At 61.7% G+C, this 18007-nt stretch carries 21 protein-coding genes; 10 read left to right on the forward strand and 11 right to left on the reverse strand.

The features are described 5' to 3' along the window. Positions 1-157: 157 nt before the first annotated feature. Positions 158-499, reverse strand: a complete 342-nt coding sequence (locus F7R90_RS17650; RefSeq protein WP_158058707.1) for a winged helix-turn-helix transcriptional regulator — start codon at positions 497-499, stop codon at positions 158-160. A gap of 176 nt (positions 500-675) precedes the next feature. On the opposite strand from F7R90_RS17650, the gene F7R90_RS17655 reads away from it, so the two are divergent. The 3 genes from F7R90_RS17655 (at position 676) to hisH (ending at position 3032) form a co-directional block, all read left to right on the forward strand. After that, positions 676-1650, forward strand: coding sequence for a ring-cleaving dioxygenase (locus F7R90_RS17655; RefSeq protein WP_158058708.1), 975 nt, complete (start codon positions 676-678; stop codon positions 1648-1650). Continuing rightward, on the forward strand, positions 1647-2297 hold the full coding sequence (locus F7R90_RS17660; RefSeq protein WP_158058709.1) for an alpha/beta hydrolase: 651 nt from the start codon (positions 1647-1649) through the stop codon (positions 2295-2297). The genes F7R90_RS17655 and F7R90_RS17660 overlap by 4 nt, the downstream gene beginning before the upstream one ends. A 66-nt stretch (positions 2298-2363) precedes the next feature. After that, entirely contained in the window at positions 2364-3032 is a 669-nt protein-coding gene (gene hisH, locus F7R90_RS17665; protein ID WP_158058710.1) for an imidazole glycerol phosphate synthase subunit HisH, read from the forward strand. A 37-nt stretch (positions 3033-3069) separates the two neighbouring features. Here hisH and F7R90_RS17670 read toward each other — a convergent pair whose 3' ends face one another. The 3 genes from F7R90_RS17670 to F7R90_RS17680 all read right to left on the reverse strand — a co-directional run bounded on the left by F7R90_RS17670 (position 3070) and on the right by F7R90_RS17680 (position 4509). Then, positions 3070-3396, reverse strand: coding sequence for a HalOD1 output domain-containing protein (locus F7R90_RS17670; RefSeq protein WP_158058711.1), 327 nt, complete (start codon positions 3394-3396; stop codon positions 3070-3072). Between the two features lie 78 nt (positions 3397-3474). Beyond that, complete coding sequence (locus F7R90_RS17675) at positions 3475-4137, reverse strand: helix-turn-helix domain-containing protein (protein ID WP_158058712.1); 663 nt, start codon at positions 4135-4137, stop codon at positions 3475-3477. A gap of 87 nt (positions 4138-4224) precedes the next feature. Continuing rightward, positions 4225-4509 (reverse strand): HalOD1 output domain-containing protein, encoded by a 285-nt coding sequence (locus tag F7R90_RS17680; RefSeq protein ID WP_158058713.1) that lies wholly within the window; start codon positions 4507-4509, stop codon positions 4225-4227. 203 nt (positions 4510-4712) lie between these two features. On the opposite strand from F7R90_RS17680, the gene F7R90_RS17685 reads away from it, so the two are divergent. Together F7R90_RS17685 and F7R90_RS17690 are read left to right on the forward strand one after the other, a co-directional pair. After that, entirely contained in the window at positions 4713-5192 is a 480-nt protein-coding gene (locus F7R90_RS17685; RefSeq protein WP_158058714.1) for an Lrp/AsnC family transcriptional regulator, read from the forward strand. A 188-nt stretch (positions 5193-5380) separates the two neighbouring features. Continuing rightward, positions 5381-5740, forward strand: coding sequence for a DUF7344 domain-containing protein (locus tag F7R90_RS17690; protein ID WP_158058715.1), 360 nt, complete (start codon positions 5381-5383; stop codon positions 5738-5740). 10 nt (positions 5741-5750) lie between these two features. On the opposite strand, the gene F7R90_RS17695 is transcribed toward F7R90_RS17690, so the two are convergent. After that, positions 5751-6098: a hypothetical protein gene (locus tag F7R90_RS17695; protein ID WP_158058716.1), complete on the reverse strand. Its 348-nt coding sequence runs from the start codon at positions 6096-6098 to the stop codon at positions 5751-5753. Between the two features lie 786 nt (positions 6099-6884). Here F7R90_RS17695 and F7R90_RS17700 point away from each other — a divergent pair. From F7R90_RS17700 to F7R90_RS17710, 3 genes are all read left to right on the forward strand, one after another. After that, positions 6885-7994, forward strand: a complete 1110-nt coding sequence (locus F7R90_RS17700; RefSeq protein WP_158058717.1) for a tRNA (guanine(26)-N(2))-dimethyltransferase — start codon at positions 6885-6887, stop codon at positions 7992-7994. A gap of 108 nt (positions 7995-8102) precedes the next feature. Further along, positions 8103-9347, forward strand: coding sequence for a YihY/virulence factor BrkB family protein (locus F7R90_RS17705; RefSeq protein WP_158058718.1), 1245 nt, complete (start codon positions 8103-8105; stop codon positions 9345-9347). Between the two features lie 132 nt (positions 9348-9479). Beyond that, positions 9480-10307: a phosphatase PAP2 family protein gene (locus F7R90_RS17710; protein ID WP_158058719.1), complete on the forward strand. Its 828-nt coding sequence runs from the start codon at positions 9480-9482 to the stop codon at positions 10305-10307. A gap of 21 nt (positions 10308-10328) precedes the next feature. Here F7R90_RS17710 and glnA read toward each other — a convergent pair whose 3' ends face one another. Next, positions 10329-11699: a type I glutamate--ammonia ligase gene (gene glnA / locus F7R90_RS17715; protein ID WP_158058720.1), complete on the reverse strand. Its 1371-nt coding sequence runs from the start codon at positions 11697-11699 to the stop codon at positions 10329-10331. A gap of 125 nt (positions 11700-11824) precedes the next feature. Here glnA and lrp point away from each other — a divergent pair, with 125 nt between their 5' ends. Then, positions 11825-12286 (forward strand): HTH-type transcriptional regulator Lrp, encoded by a 462-nt coding sequence (gene lrp / locus F7R90_RS17720; protein WP_158058721.1) that lies wholly within the window; start codon positions 11825-11827, stop codon positions 12284-12286. Positions 12287-12407: 121 nt separating this feature from the next. Beyond that, positions 12408-13061: a helix-turn-helix domain-containing protein gene (locus F7R90_RS17725; RefSeq protein ID WP_158058722.1), complete on the forward strand. Its 654-nt coding sequence runs from the start codon at positions 12408-12410 to the stop codon at positions 13059-13061. A 154-nt stretch (positions 13062-13215) separates the two neighbouring features. Here the strand turns inward: F7R90_RS17725 and thsA are convergent, their stop codons facing one another. The 5 genes from thsA to rio1 form a co-directional block, all read right to left on the reverse strand. After that, positions 13216-14910, reverse strand: coding sequence for a thermosome subunit alpha (thsA, locus tag F7R90_RS17730; RefSeq protein WP_368408525.1), 1695 nt, complete (start codon positions 14908-14910; stop codon positions 13216-13218). Positions 14911-15055: 145 nt separating this feature from the next. After that, positions 15056-15379: a hypothetical protein gene (locus tag F7R90_RS17735; RefSeq protein ID WP_158058723.1), complete on the reverse strand. Its 324-nt coding sequence runs from the start codon at positions 15377-15379 to the stop codon at positions 15056-15058. A 15-nt stretch (positions 15380-15394) separates the two neighbouring features. Next, positions 15395-15943 carry a KH domain-containing protein gene (locus F7R90_RS17740; protein ID WP_158058724.1) on the reverse strand — a complete coding sequence of 183 codons (549 nt, stop codon included), beginning with the start codon at positions 15941-15943 and terminating at the stop codon, positions 15395-15397. An 87-nt stretch (positions 15944-16030) separates the two neighbouring features. After that, on the reverse strand, positions 16031-16438 hold the full coding sequence (locus tag F7R90_RS17745; RefSeq protein ID WP_158058725.1) for a VOC family protein: 408 nt from the start codon (positions 16436-16438) through the stop codon (positions 16031-16033). Between the two features lie 669 nt (positions 16439-17107). Then, complete coding sequence (gene rio1 / locus F7R90_RS17750; protein WP_158058726.1) at positions 17108-17974, reverse strand: serine/threonine-protein kinase Rio1; 867 nt, start codon at positions 17972-17974, stop codon at positions 17108-17110. Positions 17975-18007 lie beyond the last annotated feature (33 nt).

Here is an 18007-nt window from a genome sequence, read left to right on the forward strand (position 1 = left end):
CCTCTATTCTATTTAGTATTAAAACCAAGCAATTGTAACTAAATTTCTAATGTATCGTACAGAACCTGTCGCTAAGAATCTATTCTCGGATAATATGTCCGAACTCACTCCAGTTCCCGTGGAGCATCGTTCTCTCGAACGGACGTTTCGACCGCTCTCAGCTCTCGGGAGACCCGTCCAACCACTCGTCTGCCCAGCACTCGATTTCCTCGAAGACCGGACAGAGCGAGGTACCTTTCTCCGTCAGCGAGTAGTACGTCGCTACCGGCGACTCCTCTTCGAGTCGGCGCTCCACGAACCCCGTCTCTTGGAGGTCGTCCAAGACCCGCGAGAGGGTGCGGGAACTCGCGCCCGTCGAGCGTTTGAGTTCGTTGAATCGCTTCTCGCCGTCTTGGAGGTCGTGGAGGACGACGAGTCGCCACTTCGAGCCGATTTGCTCGATGGACTCGATGACCGAACAGGGACCCGCCTCCGCGTCGTCGTGGGTTGGTAGCGACATCGGTGTTACCTGCTTACAGTAGCGTCGCCGAACGGCTATAGTAGTTCGGGTTCGAACTTAGTTACGTAGTGTTACTACCTGCTTCGAGACGAGACTTACCCTCACCGTGACAGACACCATCCTCAGGAGTACTCCATCATCATGACAGACACCACCCTCATCAGTAAGCCATCACCATGACAGACACTATCCCCGGCATCCACCACGTGACGGCAATCGCCAGCGACCCCCAGCGGAACGTGGACTTCTACACCGAAGTCCTCGGTCTCCGACTGGTGAAACAGACGGTCAACTTCGACGACCCCCAAACCTACCATCTCTACTACGGCGACGAACTCGGCCACCCCGGCACCATCCTGACCTTCTTCCCCTTCGAGGGCACCCAATCCGGCCGGGTCGGACCGGGACAGGTCAGCGCGACTGCCTTCGTCGTACCGGAGGGGTCGGCCGACTACTGGTTGGACAGACTCCGCGAGTTCGAAGCCGAGTTCGACCTCAGTATCTCCGGCACCGAACAGCGGTTCGGCGAGACCGTCGTGCGATTCAGCGACTACGACGGCCAACCGCTCGAACTGGTCGAGTCCGGGCGAAACGACGACATCGATCCGTGGACAGACGGGCCGGTCCCGACCGAACACGCGATTCGGGGCTTCCACGGCGTCACCCTCGACTCGTCCGATTTCGAGGGGACAAAAACTGTCCTCGAAACATTGGGATACGAGAAAGAGAGCGAAGGCGACGAGGGCGACCGAACTCGATACCGCGCCGCGAGCGACCGAGCGTGTGTCGTGGACCTCCGGGACGCCTCGAACGACCCGCGGGGCCTCCAAGGTGCGGGCACCGTTCACCACGTCGCGTTCCGAACGCCAGACGACGAGTCCCAACTCGCGTGGCGCGAGCGACTGACGGAGGAGGGGCTTCGCGTCACGGAGGTCAAAGACCGCCAGTACTTCCGCTCGATTTACTTCCGGGAACCCGGCGGCGTCCTCTTCGAGATAGCCACCGACCCGCCGGGGTTCACCCGCGACGAGGAACCGGCGGAACTGGGCTCTTCGCTCAAACTCCCGCCGTGGCTGGAAGACGACCGCGAGCGGCTACAGCGTGGTCTCGCAAACATCGACGTGTCTCGGGCCATGGAGGCAGACCGATGAGCGACGCAGACGACATCCACGAGAACCAGCCAGTCGAGACGGCAGGCGTCGAACTCTCCGAAGCGAGTGCCGCCGTCGTGTTGCTCCACGGTCGTGGCGCGCGAGCGACCGGAATGCTCGACTTCGCGGGGGAGTTCGACGCCGATGGGGTGGCTTACCTCGCGCCGCAGGCCGCCCGCGCGACGTGGTACCCCCAGTCGTTCCTCGCGCCGATGGAGCAGAACGAACCGTGGCTCTCCTCCGCGCTGGCGAAGGTCGGCGACGTACTCGGAACGGTCGAAGACGCCGGAATCCCAGCCGAAAAAACTGCGCTCGTCGGCTTCTCGCAAGGCGGCTGTCTCGCCAGTGAGTTCGTCGCGCGAAACGCCCAGCGATATGGCGGCTTGGCGGCTCTGAGCGGTGGACTCATCGGCCCCGAAGGCACGCCCCGCGAGTACGAGGGGTCGTTGGACGGGACGCCGGTGTTTTTGGGGTGTAGCGACCGCGACCCACACATCCCGCTGGAACGCGTCCACGAAACCGCCGACGTGCTGGACGAACTGGACGCCGACGTGACCGAGAACATCTACGAAGGCATGGGCCACACCATCAACGAAGACGAACTGGGTCACGTCGCCGAGCTAGTCGGCAATCTGCAAGACGACTAACCTTCCAGCGCGTCGTTTTTCGCCCCAAGGGAAAGCGACTTGCCCACCGCGTTCTCATCTTCTCGTATGAGTCAGACGACTGCCAGCGACCGCGAACGCGACGGCGCGACGGCCGACGTCGTGGTCGTGGACTACGGTCTCGGCAACCTGCGGAGTGCCACCCGTGGCTTGGAGCGCGCCGGAGCGTCCGTCGAAATCAGCGACGACCCCGAGACGTTCCACGACGCCGACGGCGTCGTCCTGCCGGGCGTCGGCGCGTTCCGCGAGGGCGTCGAGAACGCCGGACCGCTCCGCGAGGAACTGATTTCGGTCGCCGAATCGGACACGCCGCTGTTCGGCATCTGTCTCGGCATGCAGATGCTACTGACGACGAGCGAGGAAGCAGAGCGCGCAGGTCAGGGAGACGTGAAAGGTCTCGACCTGATTCCCGGCACGAACGTCCGCTTCGCCGAAGGACAGAAAGTGCCCCACATGGGCTGGAACGAACTCTCCGTCGAGCGGGAACACCCACTCGTCGAGGGGGTCGATGGCGAACACGCCTACTTCGTCCACTCTTACTACGCAGTGCCGGACGACGAAGACGCCGTGGTCGCCACCACAGACTACGGCGTCCAGTTCCCGGCCGTCGTCGCCGACGAGTCGGGGACCGTCTTCGGCACGCAGTTCCACCCCGAGAAGAGCGGCGAGACGGGTCTAACCATCCTTCAGAACTTCGTCGATATCTGCGGGGAGTAGAGACCGCCCGTTACACGCTGAAATCTTCCTCTGCCGGTTACTCGCTCACTCGCACCGTGTTGGTGTCTGTGACCGTCACTTCACACCCGACGTAGTGGAACGTGACCCGAACGTTGGCGGTCGCCCGTGAACTTGCCGATAAGTCGGTGAGTGCGTCCGGTTCGATGACCTCGTGTAGCGGTGGCAGTGTCTCGCGCCCGCCGTCGGCCGACACCGAGGCTTCCGGTGGTGAGGACGGAATGTCTGTGAATGTGCTCACTGCGTTGAGTACCGCTTCGACTACTGTCTCGGAGTCGCTGATGTCGTACTCGAATACGTCCGAACGCTCCGCAGATGTCCCTCCGGTCTTCCGCTTTTTGTTCATTCTCACCTCTTCGTACGCGTGGTATCGGTTAGGGGGTTGCTATTAACTATGGAACTCCTTTAAACGATGGTTCGGAGATTACTGGCCCTCCCTGGACGAATGGTGAGCGATAGTACTCTTGAAGATGTTGCGTGTGCCCCGTCTGAGGCGATTAGCGAACGCAGGGCGCGAAATCCCGAGTTCGTCGGCGAGCGTTTGGAGGTCGGTCTCTCGCGGGTCGTCGTAGTAGCCTTCGGTGAACGCCAGCAGCAACGCCTCTCGCTGGTTCGGGGTCAGTCCGTACTGGTCGCCCGTCTGCATCTCTGCTAACGACTTCAACCGAGTGAGTCGCGCGTCGATGTCGTGGTCGTTGCAGAACTGTTGAAACCGGGCGATCTGGTCGGTGTCTTCGGCGCGAAACTCGAACGTCCAGTGGTCTTTCGTTCCGAGCGCAGAGAGGATAGTCAGGTTGTTGTCGATGACTGCCGTCAAGATGCCATCGACGTCGTGGTTCCACTGGGCGCGAAAGAGTCCTTCCTCGTCGAGGCTATCGACGAGGGTCACGGTTTCGAAGTCGGGTTCGTCTGTGAGAACGCTCCCGATGTAGTCCGGGTCGTGGTTGCGAACCCAGAAATACGGAAGAATGTACTTGTTAGTCGGAACGACTCGTTCGAGTTCGACTGTCGCTTCCGGGATGCCGTCGAAAATCCGACCCAACGGGAAGTCGTCTGCCGGAATCGTGAACTCCGCGATGGTCGCCATTTCAGTCGAGATTTGCCCGCGAGACTGAAAAGTGACCTGCCCAGCGCGGGTGGTCGTCAGCGTCGGTTCTGCGCGGAGCAAGAATCCCTAATCGTCTGCGCCTGTCTTCTGCTTGGGTTCCGCTTTCGCGGCCGGTTCGACCTGCACTGTGAGTGCTGTCTGGTCGTCGCTCTCGACACTGACTTCGTAGCCGTGGTACTCGAACGTAATCTGAATCGGCGCGCTCCCGCCGTCGGTGGGGCCCGCAAAGAAGTCGTTCAGCGCATCGGTGTTGACGACTTCGTAGAGTGGCTTCGCCAACTCGTGTGGCGACACCCCTTCCTCCGCTGCCACGGCATCGACCACCTGTTTAGATGCCAGCTCTGATTTCATTGCAACTGCTTTGGCCGTACTTCCACATAAGAATTTATGTATCGTGCAGAAACCCGCAGCTAAGGCGGCACGAAATAATATTTCCGCAGTCTAATGGTGGAAATTATATCTGGCCGACGAGATTTCTGGCGGAATCCGTACTGTAGTTGTACAAACTCGGGACCGGACGAAGCTTCATTTAGGACGCGGTTCTTCATCGACTCATGAGTTCCGCCACGCTCGACGAAATCGACCACGGAATCTTGTACGCGCTGCAACGAGACGCTCGCAACACCACAATCGCCGACATCGCCGAGGAGGTCGAGGTGTCGGCCAGTACGGTCAGAAACCGAATCGAAGAGTTGGAGGAAAGCGGCATCGTCGAGGGCTACTACCCCAAAATCAACTACGAACGCGCCAACTTCCCGCTTCACGTCCTGTTCGTCTGCAACGCGCCAGCAGACGAGCGCGAGAACCTTGCCGCAGCCGCCCTCGACTCGCACGGCGTCGTAGACGTGCGTGAGATGCTCACCAGCATGCGGAACATCTACATCGAAGTCGTGGCGACCGACACGCAAGACTTGACCGAAATCACGAACGACCTCGCCTCGATGGGTTTCGAAATCGAGTCTTCAGAAATCAACACGAATCATTACACTCGCCCGTGGGCCGAATTCGCGTTCAAAGATGGCGAAGACGCGTAACTCACTACCAAAATTACCTTCCTGACCAATATTTGTGCGAATCTCCATATTTTATTGCTCCTGAATTGTGGATTCCACACTCAATTGACTGCGCTATCCGCAAATATAATGTGGGCACAGTCCGACTAGTGTTCTACCGAACGTGGAGGGGGAGTTCGTCTGCTTCTCACCACTCGGCACTGAACAGAATGAGCAATCAGACACAATCGGAAGGTGGTCGCACTCGGTATGGGGGAGAGACGACGTTCGACCCACTGTTGAAGGCGCTCTGCAAATCGCCCCGACGCCAACTCCTGACTGCACTCGCCGACGTTGATTCCGACGACGAGAAACTCACGCCATCCGACTTCTGCACTCCGACAGCACCCGACGGCCAAGTCCCGATATCGCTACACCACACTCACCTCCCGCACCTCGAAGATGCGGGCTTCATCGAGTGGAACCGCGAGACGAACTACATTCGGCGCGGCCCGCGATACGACGAGATTGCGCCGCTCGTGGAGTTGTTACGGACGCACGAAGGCGAACTACCGGCGGACTGGCCGTAATCGGTTCGAGTTACAAGAACTCCCGCACGTCAGAGTACCACATGTCGTGGTGGTCTACCTCGCCGACGCGCTCGGCGATTCCCACCGCGATGACGTGCCAACAGAGGTCCGTGGGGTCCTCGGGGTCGAGGTTGTACTCGCTGTCTCGACAGCCACAGCCCTCGTCTTCGACGATGTACTCGTCGTCGTGGCCGACGACGACGGTGAAGTCCCGGTACTCTTTGACTCGGCCCTCCGAGACGGCTTCGATGGCCTGCGCGCCGCGGTCGTCGTGGGCGCGAAGGATGGCGTTGGTCACCGTCGGCGTGAGTTGCCCAGCCGATTCGAGGTCCGACTGCCACTGCTCGACCACGTTCATGCGACGGGGTTGGGCACCTCCTCGTCGGGTCGGTGAGCAGTAGTAGCCAGCGACACGGCCGACTGGTTTGGACGGTGGGGCTAAACAGGTTCCGGTGTCACAACTCGCAGGAATCGGTGTACTTTCTTCTGTAGGTACTTCTGTGACGACGAGAACTGCAACTGCGACCGCAACTACCGAGCAGCTAACTACTCCCGGTGCATAGCCGTGCAAACCCCGCAGACGGGCTGGTTCGCTTCGCTCACGAGCCCTGTCGCAGTCCCCACACCTCCCCGGAAACGGCTCCGCCGTTTCCGCATCCTGTGGGCCAAGACAACCACCGAAACGCCCGGAAAGCCAACCACCAGAAACGCGAATTTTCGCAGAATCATCTCGCGCGTCCACCAGTGGGGAGCGCGCTCCGGGGGATGGCCGGGAGCGAGGGGCGCTGTTTCGAACCGGCGATAGATTGCGTTGCGGTGCTGTTTGCAGTCGTACTCACCGCGCTCCTATCCACAAATCGACGCGAACGTTCAAATACGAAGCGGGAACCAACTCGTCGCGGACGCTTCGCGCGGTTGCGAGCAGGGAACTGGCGAGTCAGCCAGCAGTGTCTTCGACCTCGTACACCGCCAGTCCGACTAACTCGGCGCTCGCGGTTCCACCGGAGGATAAACCGCGTCCTCCGAGCCTTGGCTCGCTTCGCCAAGACACCGCTCGCGCACAACGCGGTACTTCGAACCGCGCGAGCGGAGCCACCAATCGAGAGTCGCATCCCTTTTCGCCACCGAACCGAAACCCAGCAGTATGCACGTCAGCGAAGGCGCTGTCGAGGTCGAGGTCCCCGAGCAGGCCGACGACGGCATCGGCGACGGGGTGTTCTTCAACCCGGTACAGGAGTTGAACCGCGACGTGACCGTCGCAGTCCTGCGCGCGTACCGCGACCGCGAGGAGCGAGCCGAGTACTACCTCGACGCGATGGCCGCCAGCGGAATTAGAGGTACCCGCGCCGCCGCCGAAGGGTGGAACGTCACCATGGCCGACATCGACTCCGACGCAATCGACCTCTGCGAGCGCAATCTGGCGCGCAACGACCTCGAAGGCGAGGTCGTCCAGCGCGACGCCAACGCGCTCATGCACGAGGAGGTGTTCGACGTGGTGGACATCGACCCGTTCGGGACGCCGATTCCCTTCGCTGACGCCGCCTTCGCCAACACCAGAGATTTAGTCTGTGTCACTGCGACCGACACCGCACCGCTCTGTGGCGCGCACTTCCACAGCGGCGTCCGCAAGTACAGTGCCGTCCCACAGAACACCGACTACCACGCCGAGATGGGGCTACGAATCCTCCTCTCGGCGCTCGCTCGCACAGCGGCGCGCTACGACGCTGGCGTCACGCCGATTCTGAGTCACGCGACGAACCACTACGTCCGGACCTACCTCGAACTCGACCACAGCGCGACCGACGCGAACAACGCCATCGACCAACTCGGTCACGTCTACCACTGCGAGGACTGCCTCTACCGAGAGTCTGATTCGGGGCTCATCGCCGACCCGTTCGACTCGTGCCCCGAGTGCGAGAGCGAGCGCATGCTCACCGCCGGACCACTGTGGCTCGGCCCCGCCCACGACGCCGAGTTCGTCGCCGACGTGCGCGGAGAAGTAGACGACGAGATGGGCACCGCCGACCGTGCCGAGCGCCTGCTGGACACGCTCGAAGCCGAACTCCACGAACCGACCCACTACGACCAGCACCGTCTCTGCAAAGAGTGGACTCGCTCGGCCTCGAAGATGGACGACTTCCTCGACCGACTCCGAGACGCCGGATTCGACGCCTCACGTGCACACTTCAGCGGCACGGCGTTCAAGACGCCCGCGACGGTCTCGGAGATTCGAGACGCGACGAGCGACGAGTAGTTGTTCTCTCGTCCTCGGGACACGAGCGAAGCAACTCCCAGACCTGAGCGGTCAATACCCGCGGGCGTTGCCCATGAATATTTGTATCTCGTCGGCGAAACGTGTCGCGTGTCCAGTCGATTCGGTTCCGCCGTCGGTGTCGCCCGCTCGGTCGTCACGGAAATCCGCGAACAGGAGATAACGTTCCTCGCGGCGAGCATCGCCTACTACGCGTTCGTCTCTCTCATTCCCCTCCTCCTGCTGGCGTTCGCGGTTGCTTCGTTCGTCGGCGGCGATGCGTTCGCGACCGACGTTGTCGAGGCGGCCTCCGGCATCCTGACGGCGACGGCACTAGAAGGATTCGAGGACTTCATCACTACGTCGCAGGGTCGCGGTACGGCGACCGTCGTCAGCCTCCTCACGCTCACGTGGAGTTCGCTGAAGGTGTTCCGCGGGCTGGATTCGGCGTTCTCCGAGATATACGCGACGCCCGGTGGCACGGGCTTCGTAGACCAAATTCAAGACGGACTGACCGTCTTGGTCGCTCTCGGTGTCGGAATCGGCGCGTTCGTGCTGACCAGCGCCGCCGTCACGGCGTTCCCGAACGTTCCACTCATTGACCTGCTGACCACGCTCGTGCTGGTCGCCGCGCTCGTCCCCATTTTCCTCCCGCTGTACGTCGTCTTCCCGGACGCTGGCGTGACTGTCCGAGAAGCGTTGCCCGGCGCGGTGACTGCCGCCGTCGGGTGGACGGTGTTACAGGTGCTGTTCGGGTTCTACGCCCAAGTCGCCGGGTCGAACGCCTACGGCTTTCTGGCTGGCGCGCTGTTGCTGGTGACGTGGTTCTACTTCGGTAGCACTATCGTGCTGTTGGGCGGGGTCGTAAACACAGTCCTCACGAACACCGGCAGTTACGCCGAGCGCACGACGGAACCCGACGAGACGCGCGCCGAACGCAGACGAGAACTACTCTCCCAACTCATGACTGACGAAGACGACTCTGCTCCCGACATCGTCGAATTGCGCGACGAACTTCGGGAGTTGCAAGCAGACGTAGAATCGTTCGAAGAAGACATCGAGGAACGAACGGTCGAGAAACCCGAACTGGAGTCCGAACTGAAAGGCTACGTCCGCAAGCGGATGCGCCGTGGCCACGCCCGCGGTTGGGGGCCGTATCTCGTCCTGCTGTACGGCACCGTCATGACCGTGGCGGCGTTCTTCTGGTTGCAGAACTGGACGGCCGTCTTCGCGATGGCGGTCATCTGGCTCTCGACGCTCGGCCTCTACACGCTGATGTTGCTGTTCGGCTTCGGCATCAGCGCCGTGAGCGTGCCCGGTCGTATCGCCGACCGCATCAGCAACCTGCGCTCGTAATCGCTCTCTCCTCGCCCGCTACCGCTCGTAACCCGCCGCTCTCGTTCCACTACCGCTCGTAATCAAGAAGTTCGGTTCCCTCGACCCGTCCAGTCGTAGCGCCTAAACGCTTCGCGTGCCAATCGCAGGAAGATGGGTGGCAGAGGACTCGGCATCGTGGACGCCCTCGAAGCACTCGTACCGCAAGTCGTTCGAGAACTGTTCACCGTCGTGACGCAACTCGGCGACGCGTGGTTCCTGTTCGTCGCCGTCGCACTGCTCTACTGGTTCGTGGACCGACGCCGCGGCGCGTTCGCGCTCGCGGCCCTCCTCGGTGCGCTGTCGCTGACGCTCGCGCTGAAAGGGCTGTTCGCCCTCCCGCGACCGCCCGTCTCACTACAAGTGGGTCACGCGACAGGCCACGGCTTTCCGAGTGGCCACGCTATCGGCTCGACCGTCGTCTGGGTCCTGCTGGCGTGGATTCTCGACCACCACACTCGCTCACGGCGCGCAATCGTCGCGGCCGCCGTCGTCACGCTGGTCGCCTCTTCACGGGTCATCATCGGCGTCCACTACGTCGTAGACGTTCTGGTCGGCGTCGCAGTCGGTCTCGCGTATCTGGGGCTACTGGTGAAAGCGACCGATTGGAATCCCACCCGAGCCTTCGGCGTCGCTTTTGCCGTCGTCCTCGCAGCAATCGCTACGAACGGACTTACCACGGACACGGTCGCCTCGCTGGCGGGCGTCTTAGGCGCGAGTGCAGTCTGGGTCGGCTACGGTGACGTTCCGCGAACGTCGGTCGGCACTGCGCAAGCGGCCGTCGGCCTGGCCGTTCTCGGTGCAGTCGGGGTCGTCGGAAACAGATTCGGACTGCCGCTTCCGGCGGTGTTCGTCCTCAACGCCGTGATTCCTGCGGGCATCTTGGCACTCCCGCTCGTCGTCGGGCGCGTCGAAAAAGAACCTGCGAGCGAGACTGCGTAGAGAATCAGCGACCGAGACCACCTAGAACTTTTCGAGGTACTTCTCTTTCTCCCACGAGGAGACGTGGGTCTTGTAGTCTGCCACGTCGGCGCGCTTCGCTTCCGCGAACTTCTCGGTCACGTGGTCGCCGAGTGCGTCGCGGACGACTTCGCTCTCTTCGAGCGCGTCGATGGCGGCACCGAGACTTTCCGGGAGGGTCGTGATACCGTACTCGTCGAGTTTCTCGTCGTCGAACTCGTAGATGTCCTCGCGGACGGGGTCGCCGGGGTCGGCGTCGTTCTCGATGCCCTCCAGTCCGGCCTTGATGACGACCGCCAGCGCGAGGTAGGGGTTACACGAGGGGTCGGGACTGCGAATCTCGAACCGGGAACTCGCGCCCGCGGCGTCCGGAACGCGGATGAGCGACGAACGGTTCACGCCGCTCCACGCGACGTAGACGGGGGCCTCGTAGCCGGGAACGAGACGCTTGTAGGAGTTGACCGTCGGGTTCGTGACGGCGGTGAACGCTTGGGCGTGGTTCAGGATGCCGCCCATGAACTTGTACGCTGTCTCGCTGAGGTTGAACTCGTCGTCCTCGTCGGCGAAGGCGTTGCCTTCGTCGTCGAAGAGGCTGATGTGGCTGTGCATGCCAGAGCCGTTGATGGCGCTGATGGGCTTGGGCATGAACGTCGCGTGCATGTCGTTCTGCTCGGCGACGGCGCGCACGACGGCGCGGAACGTGGCGATGTTGTCCGCCGCGGTCAGCGCGTCGTCGTACTTGAAGTTGATTTCGTGCTGGCCGTCGGCGACTTCGTGGTGGCTGGCCTCGATTTCGAAGCCCATCTGTTCGAGTGTGAAGATGATTTCACGCCGCACGTCAGACGCGAGGTCCTTCGGCGCGAGGTCGAAGTAACCGCCGGAGTCGTGGGGAATCGTCGTCGCCTTGCCGTCTTCGTCTTTCTCGAACAGGAAGAACTCCGGTTCCGGGCCGATACTGACTGAGTAGCCCATCTCTTCGGCCTCTTCGAGGACGCTCCGCAGTACTTGGCGCGGGCCGCCTTCGAACGGCGTGCCGTCGGTGTTGACCACGTCGCAGATGAGACGCGCGCTCGCGGTGTCCTCGTCGGTGCGCCACGGGAGGATGGCGAACGTCTCGGGGTCCGGTTCGAGACGCATGTCGCTCTCCTGAATCCGGACGAAGCCCTCGATACTGGAACCGTCGAACCAGATGCCTTCTTCGAAGGCTTTCTCGACTTGGGACGCCGGAACACTGACGTTTTTCACAGTACCCGTAATATCAGTAAACTGAAGACGGACGAAATCGACGTTCTCCGCTTCGATGGTGTCCAGTACGTCCTTTTCAGCTTCACTCAGCCCCGAATCCTTACTCGCCTCGATTTGTCCATCCGTCATCTTTGTCGTCATCCTACACGAGTACGTCCATTACTAAAACGTTACTGGTAAGCGCAACTCTGGCTTTCGCGCTGGGAATTGGATATTCGTAAAATTCTAATGGGTGGGGCGTGTTGGTGAGCGTAATGACGTACGAAAATCTCGATGCGAAGTTGGTGAACGCACTACTAGGTGACGGTCGCGCGAGTCTCCGCAGTCTCGCCGAAGAACTCGACGTGTCGGTGACGACGGTGTCGAACCACCTGAAGGACCTCGAATCGGAGGGCATCATCGACGGTTACACGCCGAAGGTCGATTACGACGAGTTGGGTTACGACGTCACTGCCATCCTCCAACTGAAGGTCGAGGGCGACGCGCTCTCGGACGTGACCGACCTGCTCGGGTCGGAAGACCAGATGATAAGCGTCTACGAAGTGACCGGCGACTACGACATCATCGCGGTCGGGAAGTTCGCGGACACGGACGGGATGAACCGCCAGATCAAGACGCTGCTCAACGACCCGAACATCAAGGAGAGCAACACCAGCGTCGTCCTGAACGCCGCGAGCGAACACGAACAGTTCGACCTCGACATCAAGGTGGAGTAGGCGAACCTCGTCGCTGGGCGGTCGAAAACCGCCGTCGCGCTACCGGACTCCGGCGACGGTTTTCGACCGCGACCTAACTCGTTCCGACACCCTTTCATGCGACCGGAAGTACGTGAAGCCAATGAGCCTCATCGCCGAATTCACACTCCGCGCGCCGGACCTCGCACTGACGACGGCGTTGGACGCGGACACCGACATCACAGTCGAGTTAGAAGGGCAGATGGCGACGAGTTCCGACACCCCGGTACTCGTCATGTGGGCGTTCGGCGGTGACTTCGACACCTTCGAGGTCGGTCTCGACGAGGACCCGACCGTTCGGACGTACAACGTCCTCGAAGAGTTGGGCGGCCGGAAACTCTACCGCGTCCGACTCGCCTCCGAGAACCTCCAACCAGTGTATCCCGTCTACCAGCGTCTCGGGGCTGGACCGCTGGCTGCGACGGGAACGCACGAAGGCTGGCAACGCCGCGTTCGGTTTCCCGACCGCGAATCGGTCGTCGAGATGCGCGAGTTCTGTACGGAAAACGACGTTCAGTTCCAACTCCGCCGACTCTACACCCCCGGCGAGTCGGACCTCGAAGACGAGTTCGGTCTCAGTCCCGAACAGCGCCACGCCCTCGTCGTCGCGGAACAGAACGGCTACTTCGACGTGCCGCGACAGTTGTCGCTGGACGACCTCGGTGAGCAACTCGGCGTCAGCGGCCAGTCGGCTTCGGAGCGACTTCGACGCGGGGCGTCCCAACTCGTGAGGAAGACGCTGCTGAGTGATTTTTAGCGACGAACGGAGTGCTACTCGGCGCGTAAAAGAAACGGAGAAGCTGTGTTTTGCAGACGGTGCGAACGAGATTCCGGAGGAATCTCGCCGTGAAGCGGTGAAGCCGCGGGACCGGACAGCGGTGGGTGTATGGGTTGACCTAACTGACCGGAGCTTACATCGCTCCGCCCATGCCGCCCATACCGCCCATGCCGCCCATGCCGCCGCCCATTCCGCCAGCGCCGCCGGGCGGGCCGCCTGCGTCGCCGCCGTCGTCGGGGTCAACCTGACCGCCTTTCAGGTCGCCAGCCGCGATGACGTCGTCGATGCGCAGGAGCATGACGGCCGCTTCCGTCGCGGACTCGATGGCCTGCGTCTTGACTCGGAGGGGTTCGACGACGCCGTCCTCTTCCATGTTGACGACTTCGCCGGTGTAGGCGTCGAGTCCGGAGGCGAACTCGCCGCCGTCGTGCTTGCTACGGAGGTCAACCAGCGAGTCGATGGGGTCGAGACCCGCGTTCTCTGCGAGGGTGCGCGGGATGACTTCCAGCGTGTCGGCGAACGCTTCGACGGCCAGCTGTTCGCGGCCGCCGACGCTGTCTGCGTAGTCGCGGAGTTCCAGTGCGAGTTCCGTCTCGGGTGCGCCGCCGCCGGGGACGACCTGACCGTCCTCCAGCGTCGTGCGGACGACGCCGAGACTGTCGTCGATGGCACGTTCGACTTCGTCCACGACGTGTTCGGTGCCGCCGCGGAGGATGAGGGTCACGGACTTCGCTTCCTCGACGTCTTCGACGAAGATGCGCTGGTCGCCGCCGACGTCCTTCTGGGCGACGGAGCCAGCGAAGCCGAGGTCAGACTCTTCGATGTCCTCGACACTGCTGACGCGGGAGGCACCGGTCGCGCGGGCGAGCTTCGCCATGTCGTCGGACTTCGCGCGGCGGACCGCGATGATGCCCTTCTCCGCGAGGAAGTGCTGGGCCATGTCGTCGATGCCGCCGTCCACGAAGACGACGTCTGCGCCGACATCTTCGAGGGATTCGACCATCTCACGAAGCTGGTCCTCTTCCTGGTCGAGGAACTGCTGGAGTTGGTCGGGGTCGGTGACGTTGACTTCCGCATCGATTTCGGTCTCCTTGATTTCCAGCGCGGAATCGAGGAGAGCGATGTTTGCGTCCTCGGCGAAGTACGGCATGTTCTCGTGGACGCGCTCCTTGTCCACGATGACGCCCTCGACGAGTTCGGACTGGTCGATGGAACCGCCAACGACGGTCTCGACCTTGATGTTGTCCGTGTCCACGCCGTCTTCGTCGGCGACGCTCTGGACGGCGTCCACGACGAGGCCTGCGAGTTGGTCTTTGGCGTTCTCCGCGCCCTTGCCGGTCATCGCCGTGGCGGCGATCTTCTGGAGGGTCTCGCTGTCGTCTGCGTCCACGTCGATGGCCTTCTCTTCGAGGAGTTCCTTGGCCTTCTCGGCGGCCTGTCGGTACCCCTGTGCGAGCGTGGTCGCGTGGATGTCCTGTTCGAGGAGGTCCTCGGCCTTTTCGAGGAGTTCACCGGCGACGACGACGGCGGTCGTGGTGCCGTCGCCGACCTCGGTCTCCTGCGTTTCCGAGACTTCGACGACCATGTTGGCCGCCGGGTGCTCGATGTCCATCTCCTTCAGAATCGTGACGCCGTCGTTCGTGACGACGACCTCGCCCGTGGAGTCCACGAGCATCTTGTCCATGCCTTTCGGACCGAGTGTCGTCCGTACGGCCTCCGCAACTGCGGTCCCGGCGGTGATGTTCATCGACTGTGCGTCCTTTCCGGAGGTGCGCTGGCTGTCCTCGGAAAGTACGATCATCGGCTGGTTACCCATTCGTTGTGCCATGATTCAGTGCAATGATTGATTGCCATTCTATATAAACCTTTCCTTAGTGGTGTGTGAATGTCATGCACAAGTCCCGAATTCGAGAGTGTCAACTACTCGCACAGCATTCTTTATAAGTGAAAGAAAGGGTGGAGGCGACGGAAAACTAGTCCTCCTCGTCGTCCCCGCCGGGTAAGCGACGGACTGCCTTCTCCCACCTATGTTTGGCCGCTTGTCCGGGGTGCGCAATCGGGTCCCACGTGATGTCTTCGTCCGTCCCGAGACGCTTCCATTCGCTTTCGGTCTCCCATCGCCACAGGCCGACTGTCGTTGCGAGTAGTAACGCCCCGATGAGTGCGGCTAACGCGACGCTGGCGAGACTATCGAGCGGCAACACCAGGTCCGCCAGAAGCACCGCTGGCACGGCCATCGAAACTCCGATGAAGAAGAGTAAGAGCCGCTTGCCCGATATCTCGAACGTGCGGCTCATCTTTGTAGTACTCGACTAGCCCGAGAACTGGTGGAACTCCATCCCCTGTCGCTTCATCTCGTTGCGCTTGCGTTCGAGGAACGAGTAGACAGAACCGTGCGGAGCACCATCCAGAATCATCTCGGCGGCACTGCGGGCCACGTCAACCTGCTTCGGCTGGCCGATGATGCCCATCGTGGTGCCGTAGATGACCACGTTGGCACCGGTCAGCTCTTCCATCAGCTCCCGCGTGCGACCGTTCTCACCGATGAGTCGGCCTTTCTGCCGTTCGAGGTCGTTCTTGTTCCGGGCGGCGGCGTCGATGTCGATGACGTCGAACATCCGCATGTCGTCTTCCAACAGCGAGAGGGCTTCGTCGGGCGCGAACCCCCGACCGATGGCCTTGACGATTTCCGGGCCTTTCAGGCCGCGAATCGGGTCGCCGGTCTTCTCGACCTTCACCGAGCCATCTTCGGAGTCGATGTCGAGACGCACCTCTGCCTCGCTCTCGATTTCGCGCATCGTCTCACCACCTTCACCGATAAGAACGCCAATCCGGTCCTGCGGAATCTTCACGTGTTGCATATGTGGTCGTATGCGCTCAGGCTGGTTTAAGCCTTTGCTGCGTCGTGTCCGTGGGTGGTACTCACGTGCAGTGAGTTCCTCCAATTCTCATTCCTCCGGCGGGGACTGCACGCAGAAGCCGTTTCCTTCTGGGTCGTGCATGACCGTCCACGTCTCGGTGTACGGACCAGTCGTTTCCGTCTTGGTCTCGACTTCGGTCGCACCGAGTTCCGTCAATCGTTCGACCTCCGATTCGCGGTCATCGGCACTCAAGTCGAGGTGAATCGGGATGTGTTCGGGCGACGAGCGAGCCATCTTCTTGAAGAACAATCGCGGTCCCTCGCCCGCAGGGTCGATGGCCGCGGCGGCACGGTTCGGGTCCCCGCCCTCGGCCTCGATAGCTTCGAGCAGTCCCGGCGGGGCTTCCTGAATTTCGTAGTCCACTGCGGCGGCCCAGAACTCGGCGAGTGCCTCGGGGTCCTCGCAGGCGAAGGTGATGTTTGCGATAGACGCCATACTACGCAGACGGTCTTCGTAGTGAAGACTCTGTGTCCTGTCCAGTTTCGGTGTCGTAGGGCTGAAATCATGCCTTAGGGACTGAACTCGCAATTCGAAGAAACACAGCTACGAACCGCACTGATGCCGGTGCCTAGAAGACCGCCCTGCACAGCACCGCTCTGCACTGCAGGAGCCACTACCTTCCCACCCGACTGCGCTTCTCGGTTCGGAAAGACGCGACCTTGTCGCGTCTTTCGCGCTGTGTTGCTCATCCACCGGAGGACAAACCGCGTTCTCCGAGCCTTGGCTCACATTCGTTCGCCAAGACACCGGCAGACAAACCGCGTCCTCCGAGCCTCGCTTCGCTACGCTCAGCGAGACCTCTCGCGGGACTGTCGCACCACCAAGGGGTGCGACCGCACGCGCCGGTTCGTCAGTGAAGACTTCGAAGACGATCCAGGGGCCACGGCGCGCCCTTGCGCGAGTTCATCTCGCGCTAACCCCGCGCGAGGGATAACCAGAGCGACCGTAGGGGAGCGGTGGGTATCGGTTGGGGAGGGACGTGGCTGCCGCGGTGCTGTACGGTTGCGGTCTCTCCTTTGCACCGGAAGCAGCTAGCTTCTCGCTGTCTAATTCAGTACAAATTGCGCGTACTCTCGCACGTCCAACCGCAGAAAAATGCACGTCCTATGGCCTCGGCGTAGCGTTCTCGTGAATCCACTCCTCCAACTCGTCGCCGTGAACGTCCATGCCTTGTCGCTGGAAGAACGAGGCGATGTTCGCACAGTCGCGGGTCAGGAACTCGCCGCTGTTCGGATGGTGAATCGTCACTGCTTGCCCGAGGTCGATGAAGCAGAGTTCCCCGTCGTGGACGATGATGTTGTACTCGCTCAGGTCGCCGTGGACCAGTCCGGCGTCGTAGAGTCGCCGCATGTACTCACGTACTACCCCGAAGGCCGTCTCGGGATTTTCGAGGTGGGCGTCGTCGAGCGTCGGCGCGCGATTGCCGTCGCTTCCCAGAAATTCCATCACCAGCACGTTGCGCTCGACGGCGATAGGCTCCGGTACCCTCACGCCGGCTTTCTCGGCGCGCTTGAGATTCGCAAATTCCTTCTTCGTCCACGCCAGCACAGTTCGTTTCTTGTCCCCCGACAGTTCCTCGAAGCGCGGGTCGCCGACGAGGTAGTCGCGCATGTCTCGGAAGTCAGAAGCGTTGATACGGTATATTTTCACCGCGACTTCCTCGTGCTCGTCGTCGTCGCCGAGCGCGAGGTAGACCGTCGCTTCCTTCCCCGAGGAGAGTGGGCCACCGAACGCCTTCACGTAACCGTGTTGGACCAGTCGGTAGAGCGCCGCCAGCGTCGCGTCGTCGAACACCGACTGTTCGACCTTGAACCGCTCGGTGTTCTTGATGCGCTTGCGGAACTGGTCGAACTCGCGGTCCCGCTGTCTGGCGACACGGTCGGCCTCGGTGTCTGAAACGTCTATTTCCTCCCACTCGTCCCCGACGCCGTCGGAGTTGTCGAGGTCGAGCAGGCCGTACTCCTCGGACATCTACTCCGACCTAGCGCGTCGAACGGTAAAAGG

The organism is Halorussus halophilus (genome assembly GCF_008831545.1).
Lineage (GTDB): Archaea > Halobacteriota > Halobacteria > Halobacteriales > Haladaptataceae > Halorussus > Halorussus halophilus.